The organism is Saccharopolyspora sp. NPDC002686 (assembly GCF_040295745.1).
GTDB classification, from domain to species: domain Bacteria; phylum Actinomycetota; class Actinomycetes; order Mycobacteriales; family Pseudonocardiaceae; genus Saccharopolyspora; species Saccharopolyspora oryzae.
In genome coordinates, this window is sequence record NZ_JBEOVY010000304.1 from 1 (window position 1) to 9,709 (window position 9,709).

Annotated in this window: 8 protein-coding genes; 4 read left to right on the forward strand and 4 right to left on the reverse strand. The window is 69.5% G+C overall.

Annotated features, from left to right (window positions below; translation table 11 throughout):
• Window positions 1-173: 173 nt before the first annotated feature.
• From ABTZ89_RS29990 to ABTZ89_RS30005, 4 genes are read right to left on the reverse strand one after another with little or no spacing between them, the layout of a single operon-like run.
• Window positions 174-770 (reverse strand): GTP-binding protein, encoded by a 597-nt coding sequence (locus tag ABTZ89_RS29990; RefSeq protein WP_270954376.1) that lies wholly within the window; start codon window positions 768-770, stop codon window positions 174-176.
• On the reverse strand, window positions 751-1,494 hold the full coding sequence (locus ABTZ89_RS29995; protein WP_270954377.1) for a DUF742 domain-containing protein: 744 nt from the start codon (window positions 1,492-1,494) through the stop codon (window positions 751-753). The genes ABTZ89_RS29990 and ABTZ89_RS29995 overlap by 20 nt, the downstream gene beginning before the upstream one ends.
• Window positions 1,495-1,526: 32 nt before the next feature.
• Window positions 1,527-1,934, reverse strand: a complete 408-nt coding sequence (locus tag ABTZ89_RS30000; RefSeq protein ID WP_175548002.1) for a roadblock/LC7 domain-containing protein — start codon at window positions 1,932-1,934, stop codon at window positions 1,527-1,529.
• Between the two features lie 20 nt (window positions 1,935-1,954).
• On the reverse strand, window positions 1,955-5,185 hold the full coding sequence (locus ABTZ89_RS30005; protein ID WP_351050969.1) for a sensor histidine kinase: 3,231 nt from the start codon (window positions 5,183-5,185) through the stop codon (window positions 1,955-1,957).
• 576 nt (window positions 5,186-5,761) lie between these two features.
• Here ABTZ89_RS30005 and ABTZ89_RS30010 point away from each other — a divergent pair.
• From ABTZ89_RS30010 to ABTZ89_RS30025, 4 genes are all read left to right on the forward strand, one after another.
• Window positions 5,762-6,772, forward strand: a complete 1,011-nt coding sequence (locus ABTZ89_RS30010) for an ABC transporter substrate-binding protein (RefSeq protein WP_351050972.1) — start codon at window positions 5,762-5,764, stop codon at window positions 6,770-6,772.
• Window positions 6,773-6,988: 216 nt separating this feature from the next.
• Complete coding sequence (locus tag ABTZ89_RS30015; protein ID WP_270954380.1) at window positions 6,989-7,756, forward strand: ABC transporter permease; 768 nt, start codon at window positions 6,989-6,991, stop codon at window positions 7,754-7,756.
• A gap of 136 nt (window positions 7,757-7,892) precedes the next feature.
• Window positions 7,893-8,696: an ABC transporter permease gene (locus tag ABTZ89_RS30020; protein ID WP_351050976.1), complete on the forward strand. Its 804-nt coding sequence runs from the start codon at window positions 7,893-7,895 to the stop codon at window positions 8,694-8,696.
• Window positions 8,697-8,702: 6 nt separating this feature from the next.
• A complete protein-coding gene (locus tag ABTZ89_RS30025) occupies window positions 8,703-9,680 on the forward strand; it encodes an ABC transporter ATP-binding protein (RefSeq protein ID WP_351050979.1) in 978 nt (325 codons plus the stop codon).
• The last annotated feature ends 29 nt before the right edge of the window (window positions 9,681-9,709 follow it).

The window sequence follows — 9,709 nt, forward strand, 5'->3', positions numbered from 1 at the left end:
GGGTGTGCAGTTTCAATTGAAACTGCGGAACCCAGGCACGGCGGATCACAGTTTCAATTGAAACTGCGGTTTCGGGAGTCGGCGTGTCGGGGGCCAACACGCCTGTGGTGCGCAAATTCCATTGAAATAGGAGGTGCGATTTCAATGGAATTTGCGGGCGACGGAGCCGGGGGTCAGCGGGTGGCGGCCATGCGCTGGCGCATGGCGTGCTGGACCAGGGTGATCAGGGCCTGCTTGGTGCTGTCCCGGTTGCGGGCGTCGCAGGAGATCATCGGGACCGAGGGGTCGATGGTGAGGGCTTCGCGGACGTCCTCCATGCGGTGGTGGTGGACCCCGTCGAAGGTGTTCACCGCGACGATGTACGGGAGGCCCCGGTCGTCGAAGAAGTCGATCGAGGCGAACGCGTCCGCCAGGCGGCGGGTGTCGACCAGGACCACCGCGCCGATCGCGCCGCGCACCAGGTCGTCCCACATGAACCAGAACCGGTGCTGGCCGGGCGTGCCGAACAGGTACAGGATCAGGTCTTCGTCCAGCGAGACGCGGCCGAAGTCCATCGCCACCGTGGTGGTGACCTTGCCCGGCGTGGCGCTGAGGTCGTCGACCCCGACGCTGGCCTCGGTCATGACCGCTTCGGTCGTCAGCGGCACGATTTCGGAAACCGAGCCGACGAACGTCGTCTTCCCGACGCCGAAACCACCGGCGACCACGATCTTCGTCGAGGTCTTCCGGCCGCTCGGCGTGGCGCGGGGATCAGAGCCTGCGAAGCCCACTGAGCACCCTCTCCAAGAACTCCATGGACGGCCGATCACCGACGACCATGCCGCTGTCGTGAATCAGGACCAGTCCGGTGTCGGCCATGTCGCCGATCAGCACGCGCACCACGCCCAACGGCAGCCGCAGGTGCGCGGCGACCTCGGCGACGGAGCGGGCCTCCATGCACAGCTCGGAGATCGAGCGGTGCTCGGACCGGGATTGGGCCGCCTGGCTGCGGCCGCGTTCGCTGGTGGTGACCAGCGTTTCGATGGCGAGATCGTGATCGGTGCGGGTCCGCCCCCGGGTGCGGGCGTAGGGCCGCACCAGCGAACCGCTGTCGAGCCCGTCGTCCTCCGGGGCGTCCATGCTGGGGATCGCCGGCATCGATCCGGAGATCGACGGCATGGACTGCGAGATCGGTGCCATCGGTTGCGAGATCGACGGCATCGACTGGGAGATCGGCCCCATCGACCCGGAGATCGACGGCATCGACACCGACGGCGGACCGCTGCCCTCGACCGGGCGGGGCAGGTCCGACGCGTCCTGGGGAGCGTCGTAACCGGAACCGAACAGGTCGGCGCCCGGGCCGCCGAACAGCGCCCGGTCGTAGCCGCCGAGCGAGTCCGCGCTCTGCCCGGCCGCGTCGTCGACGAAGTCGTCCTGCCAGGATTCCGCGCTCAGCCTCTTGTTGTAGAGGCGGAACAGGTCACCGTCCCAGCTTGGCTCGGAACCGGTGGTCATGGCGAGCTCCCCTCAGCGTTCCCCAGCCGGAGTCACCGGCGGCCCATGCCCTGCAGCTGCGCGCGCAGCTCCGGCGTGAGCTGCCGGCCGACCCGCTCCACGAGCAGCGTCATCTCGTAGGCGACCAGGCCGATGTCGGCGTTGGGCGCGGCGAGCACCGCCAGGCAGGAGCCGTCGCTGATGGACATCAGGAACAGGTAGCCCTGCTCCATCTCGACCACGGTCTGGGTGACCTCACCGGCTTCGAAGCACCGCGCGGCGCCCTGGGTGAGGCTGACCAGGCCGGAGGCGACCGCGGACAGCTGCTCGGCGCGGTCGCGCGGCAGGCCTTGGGAGCCGGCGAGCAGCAGGCCGTCCGCGGACACGACCACCGAGTGCGCCACGCCGGGAACCCGACGCACGAAGTCGGTGATCAGCCAACTGAAGCTGTTGCTGCTCATCGGTTGCTGCACGGACCCGTTCACTCCTGCTCCTCGGGACGGCTCGCGTTCGAGCGAGGTTCGGTGGAAACCGGTTCGGCCTTGGAGTGCCTACCCCGTTTGACACCCTGCTGGAAGTTCGCCATCCGGCCTCGCACGGCGTCGGCCGAACGCGGGGTGGCGGGTTTGCGGCGCGGGGCTTGCGACGAGCGCGGGGTCGCCGAGCCCGGCACCAGGTTCGTCTTGGGCACCCGCTTGGGCAACCCGGCTGCGGTGGTCTCCTGGACCTCCGGGGTCTGCAGCAGCGCTTCGGCTGCCTTCCAACCCACGTCGGCGCCGCCCCAGCCCGGGTCGGGCGTGGTGGTGCGGGGCACCTCGGCGACGGGCTCGGGGGCCGGTTCCGCCGCGACGGGCTCGACCTCCGCGGGCTCCTCCGCGGGCTGCGCGGACGCGGGCTCGGCCGACTTCGGCTCGGACCCCAGCGGCGAATCGTCCACATCGGACTCTCGGAACCACTGCGACAGCACGGCTTCGTAGATCGGCAGGCGTTGGGTCGGCGCGTCGTCCATGTCCCAGGCGGCTCCTCTCGGCTCATCGTCGGCGAACGCCGGCTGGCCTTGGGTGCTCTGCTCGGGACTCCCCCTCCGGGGCAGCTCGTCCGCGACCGCGTCCTGCCGGGTTCCGTTGTCGGCGGCGCGTTCGGAATCGACCCTGCTCTCGACCTCGGCGGGTTCGTGGGCGAACCCGTTCAGCGCACTGGTCTCGTGCGCCGGTTCCACCGGTTCGTCCGGGAATTCCGTCGGGGTGAACCGAGCGGTCTTCTCCGCCTCGAACGGGCTGTGGAACAGGTCGGCCGCTGCGGCGGGCGGGCCGCACTGGCCTTCAAAGCCGTTGGAGATCTCGTCGCTGGGCCATTCCTCGGCGCGGACGTCGTCGTCCGCGGGCGCCGTCCGCTCATCCTCCCACTGGGGGACGTCGGTGGCGCCGAACGAATCGCCGGTGGCCATGGTCACCGAGTACTCGGTCGACAGCTCGGTGTCCGCCTCGTCCGGTTCCTGCCGCGGCTCGCGCTGCGGCAGCTCGGTGAACGCGGTCGACTGGTCGAGGCCGAGCTGCGGCAACGGGGCGCGCTCGGTGGGCGGCTCGGCCGCCCGGTCGGAGCGCCCGCCGCCGAAGGCAGCGGCCAGGCCGAGGTGGGTGCCGGTCTCGCTGAGCGAGTCGCGGCGCTCGTCGCCTCGGCCGCCGCGCGGCACGTCGGGCATCGGCATCGGGCCGTCCGGGGTGAGCTGCACCACGAGCTCGCCGGAGAGGCGGACCGTGGCGGTCGCGCCGCCCTCGAGGCCGTCGTTGTTGTGCAGCTCGACGCGGATGTCGTGGCGGCGGGCCAGCTGGCCGACCACGAACAGACCCATCCGGCGGGACACCGCGACGTCGATCTCCGGCGGCCGGGTGAGCCGCTCGTTGATGTCGTCGATCTCGTCGGAGTCGATGCCCACGCCGCGGTCGCGGATCTCGATGACGAGTTCCTGCCTGCGGTAGGCGGCGCGGACGGTGACCTCGGTGTCCGGGTTGGAGAACACCGTGGCGTTCTCCAGCAGCTCGGCGACCAGGTGCACGAAGTCGTTGACCACGCGGCCCTGGATGGCCAGGTCGAGGGTGTCCACCACGGCGATCCGCGCGTACTGCTCGACCTCGGACACCGCGGCGCCGAGGACCTCGTTGAGCGGCACCGGGCGCATCATCCGGCGGGTGAGGTCGGTGCCGCCGAGGATCAGCAGGTTCTCGTTGTTCCGCCGCATGCGGGTGGCGAGGTGGTCCAGCTCGAACAGGCTGCTCAGCTGGTCCGGGTCCTGCTCGTCCTGCTCCAGCCGGTCGATCAGGGACAGCTGGCGCTGCACCAGGGTCTGGCTCCGGCGGGCGAGGTTGACGAACAGGTCGTTGATGTTGTTCCGCAGCAGCGCCTGCTCGGAGGCCAGGCGCAGCGCCTGCTGGTTGACCGTGTCGAAGGTCCGGGCGACCTGCCCGATCTCCTCCTCGGTGTGCACCGGGACCGGCGGCACCGTGATCTGGCTGGCCGTGCTCGGGTTCTCGTTCACCCGGCTGATCGCGTCGGGCAGGCTCTCCTGCGCGATCTCCAGCGCGCTGTAGCGCAGGGTGCGCAGCGGGCGCAGCATCGAGCGGGCGATGAACGCCGCGACGCCGAAGGCGACCACCAGCAGGAGCAGCAGCAGGACGGAGTCCCGGACCAGCGACCACCAGGCGGAGTCGGCGAGGTCGGTGGCGTCGGTCTGGAAGTCGTTGAGGACCGAGTCCTCGACGGACCGCACCAGGTCGGTCCGCTCACCGGCGACCTGGCCCCACTGGGCCGCCTGGACGCCCAGCGACGCGGACTGGTCGCTCTCGGCGCGGATCAGCGCGGTCTGCTCGATCTGCTCGGTGGTGTCGACCGCGGCGCCGGCGACGCGTGCCGCGTAGAGGGCGCTCTGCTCGCCGTTGGCCGAGTTCAGGAACTCGGAGTAGGCGGCTTCGAACCGGGCGTTCGCGGCGCGCATCGCCTCGGTCTGCCCGGTGAGGAAGTGGTCGCGCAGCGCGGCGCTGAGCAGGATCGAGCGCTGCTGGGCGAGCTGCTCCTTTGCCCGGCCGAGCGCCTCGGAGGCTCGCGCGGTCTGGCTGACCTGCGTGTTCACCGCGGACGTGGACACCGTGCGGTTGACCTGCAGCAGGGTGTCGATGACCGAGTTGTAGGCGACCAGCGTCTGCGGGCTGGTGAAGCGGCCGTTGATGGTGTTGCGCAGCGCGCCGAGGCTGCCGACGCGGTGCACCGCGCTGTTGTAGGAGTCGCGCACTTCTGGCGAGAACCCGCCAACGCGGCCTTCGAAGTCGCGCAGCTTCTGCACGGCGCCGTCGACCTTGCCGCTCTGCGCGGCGTAGTCGTCCTTGGCCTGCGGGGAGCCCGAGGTGGTGAACACCACTGCGAAGTCGCGCTCGCGCTGCAGCTCGTGGGTCAGGGCGGAGGCCTGCTGGGCCAGTTCCACCTGTTCGACGATGGTGCTGAGCCGGTGCTGGGTGGTCACGCCGTCGTAGACGCGGATGCCACCGACCGCCAGCGCGGCCAGCGTCGGCACCAGCAGAACGGCGGCCATCTTGTACCGGAGGCGCCAGTTGCGCAGCCACCACTTCTTGGTCCGGGTAGCACCCGGTTGGTCGGGCGCACCGGCTCCGGTAGCGGGGTCGTTGTTGAGCATCCCTGTTTCCTGCGCTGCGGCGGACATGTGCGACACCGCCACGGCTAGCTACCTCTCCGCGCCGCGGTGGTGTTGATCATCGTGCGGGGAGTGCGCCCGCGATCCGGCGTCGCCACGCCGAGAACCCACGAGCAGGCCGACGATTCCTCGGCTTCCGCCGAGCAGTCGATGACCCTGACTCTGTCAGCCGGGCTTGCCATCACACTCCCTGGTCACAACGTGCATCCCCCGAAGCAAGAGGCCAGTCACCTCGACGGGCGAGACTATACTTAACTGGGCGTCACAAGTCAGGCCCCCAACGCCCGCGTTCATCACACGTTCGAGTGGTATGGACAACAAATGGGCCGTTTGTGTGATGACGAGCTAGTTACAGCTGGTTGTGGGCGTTTAGTGAACGTTCTACAGTTCGGGTGCCCCGCCACCGCCACCGCACCGCCGGGGGCGCGCCGACTGTTCCTCACCCGCATCCCCAGAGCAGACGGTGATCGCTGACGCCGCGAAAGGCCACGGCGCTCACGGGGCACGCATGCGCTCGGTTGCCGCGCACCGGACAACCCGGCGCGGTTCTGCACCATGTCGCACCCCGAATCCGAGGAGGAACCCATGAGCCCCGCCCCCCGCGGCCTCCCCCGCAGGAGCCTGCTGAAACTCGCAGGCGGAGCGGTCACAGCCGGCGCGCTGCTGGGCACGAGCGGCTGCGGCCTCCTCGGCGGCTCGAAGTCGGACGGCGGCGGGAACGAGCTGGTCGAGAAGCAGAACCTGCGCGTCGGCGCGCTGCCGATCAACGACCTCGCGCCGCTGCACCTGGCGGTGCGCAACGGCTACTTCAAGGAAGCCGGCCTCAACGTCGAGATCGTCACCGCCAGCGACGGCAGCGCGGCCCTGGCCAGCACCATCGGCGGCGACTACGACATCACCTACAGCAGCTACGTGCCGTTCTTCGCCGCCCAGGCCAGCGGCACGGCGCCGCTGCGGATCGTGGCCGACTGCGCGTCCGCCACGCCGAACTCCACGGTCATCATGACCTCCCCGTCGAAGACCAACATCCGGGAACCCAAGGACCTCGAGGGCAAGAAGATCGCCATCAGCGGTCCGAACACCATCACCGAGCTGCTGGTCAAGGCCACCCTCGACGCCCACGGCGTGAACTGGCGCGGGGTCGAGCTCTCCCCGGTGCCGTTCATGAACATGCCCGCCGCGCTGGAGCAGGGCCGCGTCGACGCCGCGATCGTCACCGAGCCCTTCCTCACCATGGCCGCCCGCAACGGCGCGGTGCCGGTGGTCGACACCTCCACCGGCCCGCTGGAGGACCTGCCGCTGACCGGCTACGGCGCGACCGCCAAGTTCTGCGACGAGAACCCGAAGACCGTCGCGGCGTTCCAGAAGGTCATGGACCGCGCGGTGGCCGAGTCGCAGGACCGCAGCAAGATCGAGCCGCTGCTGCCGGAGTTCGCCAAGATCGACAAGGAGACCGCGTCGATCATCACGCTGCTGAAGTTCAACTCCCGCGCGGACGCCACCCGCCTGCAGCGGGTGCCGCGGCTGATGAAGCAGTACGGCTTCATCAACAACGACATCAACGTCGAAGAGATGATCGTCACCCCCAAGGCCTGAGCCGAGCGGGGAGGGTGAATTCGGGCCGAGCGGCCGGATTTCACCCTCCCGACTCCGCCAGTTCTCCTGGAGTTTCCCCGAAATCGGCGCTTAGGTGCCGATTTCGACGTTCCCGGCCCCGATCACCGCACCGCGCACCCCAGGTGCTGGAATTCGGACACACCAACGCAAACCGCCGGGCGCACCGCACCGCACGCGACAGAGCTGATTCGGGACATGACGAAAACACTCCGGGGTCTTCTCGGATTGCTGGGCTTCCTGCTCGTCTGGGAGGTCTTCAGCCGATCCGGAGCCGTTCCCCAGCAATACTTCCCACCACCGTCCACAGTGCTCGCGCAGCTCGCCGAGCTGCTCGGCGACCGCGACTTCCTGCTGGACGTGATCGCCAGCGTGCTGGCCTGGGCGATCTCGCTGGGCATCGCCATCGCGATCGCGGTCCCGGCCGGGCTGCTGCTCGGCAGCGTCCGCAGCATCCGGGTGGCCACCCGCTCGATCATCGAGTTCCTCCGCCCGATCCCGTCGGTGGCGCTGATCCCGCTGGCGATCGTGCTGGTCGGGGCCGGTCCGGAGACCAAGATCTCGCTCGCGGTGTACGCCGCGGTGTGGCCGATCCTGTTCAACACCATCTACGCGCTGGACGAGATCGACCCGGTCATGGTCGACACCGCGCGCTCCTTCGGGCTCGGCCGCGGCCGCATCATGTTCACCGTGGCGCTGCCCAACGCCGCGCCGTTCGTGCTCACCGGCATCCGGATGTCGGCGGCCGTCGCGCTGATCCTGGTGGTCAGCACCGAGTTCCTGGCCGGCGGCAGCGGCGGCCTGGGCAACTTCGTGCTCGACGCCAGCTCCGGCGCCGGCCGGATGGACCTGGTCCTGGCCGGCACCCTGGTCGCGGGCATCATCGGCTACCTGATCAACGAAGCGCTGGAACTGCTGCACAAGCGCGGCCTGCGCTGGAGCACGGTCGATCGGGAGGCAGCATGAACAAGCCCGTGTCAGGCCGCGCCCTGCGCAACGGCATCTCAGGGGACCGTGACGCAAACCAGCCACAAGAAACCCCGAAACGCGAGATGCAACCGGACGCAACCGCCACTGTGAATCGCGGAGAGGCGGGACGAGTGTGAACAAGCTTCAGGGGTTCTTCCGCCGGTGGTTCGTGTTCATCATCGCGATCGTGCTCTGGGAGCTGGTGACGCGCTTCGCGCAGAACCCGTTCTTCCCGCCGCCGACCCGGATCGTCGAAGCCGCCGCCGAGAAGTGGTTCAGCGGCCCGGCCTCCTCGCTGTTCCTGACCGAGGAGGTCTACACCGACCTGCTGGCCAGCCTCGGCCGCGTCTTCGCCGGCTGGCTGATCGCGGTGGTGGTCGGCGTCGGGCTGGGCACCCTGCTCGGCCGCTCCCGCACCGGCATGGACTACTTCGGACCGCTGATGGCGTTCATGCGCGCCATCCCGCCGCCGGTGCTGGTCCCGGTGTTCCTGGTGCTGCTGGGCATCGGCACCGAGATGCAGATCACCGTGATCGTGTTCGGCGTCATGTGGCCGATCCTGCTCAACACCGTGGACGGCGTGCGCTCGGTCGACCAGGTCAAGGTCGACACCGCCAAGTCGTTCCGGATCCCCCGCTCGCACTGGGTGTTCGGCGTGGTGCTGCCCGCCGCGACCCCGAAGATCTTCGCGGGCCTGCGGGTGAGCCTGTCGCTGGCGCTGGTGCTGATGGTCGTCTCGGAGCTCGTCGGCTCCACCAACGGCATCGGCTACCGGCTGATCTTCGACCAGCGGGCCTTCGACCTGCCCGCCATGTGGGCCGGCATCGTCCTGCTGGGCATCCTCGGATACCTGCTCAACACCCTGCTGCTCGCAGTGGAACGCCGCGCGCTGAGCTGGCAACCCTCGCAAGCGTCGGCGAACGTAGTCGGAGGCTGAATCTCGATGACCGAAACCAAGACCATGCTGGAAGTCTCCGGGCTCGGCCACCGCTACGGAGGCGCGAACGGCCACCAGGCCATCGCCGACCTGACCTTCCAGGTGCGCACCGGTGAGCTGGCCTGCATCGTCGGCCCGTCCGGCTGCGGCAAGTCCACCATGCTCCGCTCCATCTCCGGGCTGATCAAGCCGACCGACGGGCAGGTCAAGCTCAAGGGCAACCCGGTGCAGGGCGTGCCCGAGGACCTGGCCGTGGTGTTCCAGGACTACAGCCGCTCGCTGTTCCCGTGGCTGTCGGTGCGGTCCAACGTGGAGTTCCCGCTGCGCTCCCGCGGCGTGAGCAAGGCCGAGCGCCGCGAACGCGCCGACGAGGTGCTGGAGTGGGTCGGCCTGTCGGCGGCCGCGAAGAAGTACCCGTGGCAGCTCTCCGGCGGCATGCAGCAGCGGGTGTCCATCGCCCGCGCCTTGGCCTGCCGCCCGGCGCTGCTGCTGATGGACGAGCCGTTCGCCTCGGTGGACGCCCAGACCCGCTTCGAGCTGGAGGACCTGCTGCTGCGCGTCCGCAAGCAGTTCGACAGCACGGTCCTGCTGGTCACCCACGACATCGACGAGAGCATCTACCTGGCGGACCGCGTGTTCGTCCTGTCGAAGTCCCCGGCCACCGTCGTGTCGGACCTGGAGATCCCGCTCGGCGACGAGCGCGACCAGATCACCACCCGCGAGTCGGAGACCTTCGTCCACCTCCGCAGCGAGGTGGCCCGCCTCCTCGACGTCCGCACCGCAACCACAGCCAAGCCCGCAGAGCCGGAGCCGGAGGCGGAGGCCCCGGCAGAGGCGGAGCCGAAGGCGGATGCCCCGGCGGAGGGTTCGGCCGAAGCGGCGGACGCCGCTGAGTCCGATGTGGACGAGTCGGCGAAGTCCACTGCGGAGCAGTGGACGGAGGCCGAGAAGGCGGAGCAGGCCGAGAGCGCGAAGCGCGGCTGACCGACCAAGGCGAAGGGCGCCTGCTGCCG

Coding starts and splice junctions, on each gene's coding strand:
- ABTZ89_RS30010 (WP_351050972.1), top strand. CDS start 5,762: ATGAGCCCCGCCCCCCGCGGCCTCCCCCGCAGGAGCCTGCTGAAACTC.
- ABTZ89_RS30005 (WP_351050969.1), bottom strand. CDS start 5,185: ATGTCCGCCGCAGCGCAGGAAACAGGGATGCTCAACAACGACCCCGCT.
- ABTZ89_RS30015 (WP_270954380.1), top strand. CDS start 6,989: ATGACGAAAACACTCCGGGGTCTTCTCGGATTGCTGGGCTTCCTGCTC.
- ABTZ89_RS30025 (WP_351050979.1), top strand. CDS start 8,703: ATGACCGAAACCAAGACCATGCTGGAAGTCTCCGGGCTCGGCCACCGC.
- ABTZ89_RS29995 (WP_270954377.1), bottom strand. CDS start 1,494: ATGACCACCGGTTCCGAGCCAAGCTGGGACGGTGACCTGTTCCGCCTC.
- ABTZ89_RS30000 (WP_175548002.1), bottom strand. CDS start 1,934: ATGAGCAGCAACAGCTTCAGTTGGCTGATCACCGACTTCGTGCGTCGG.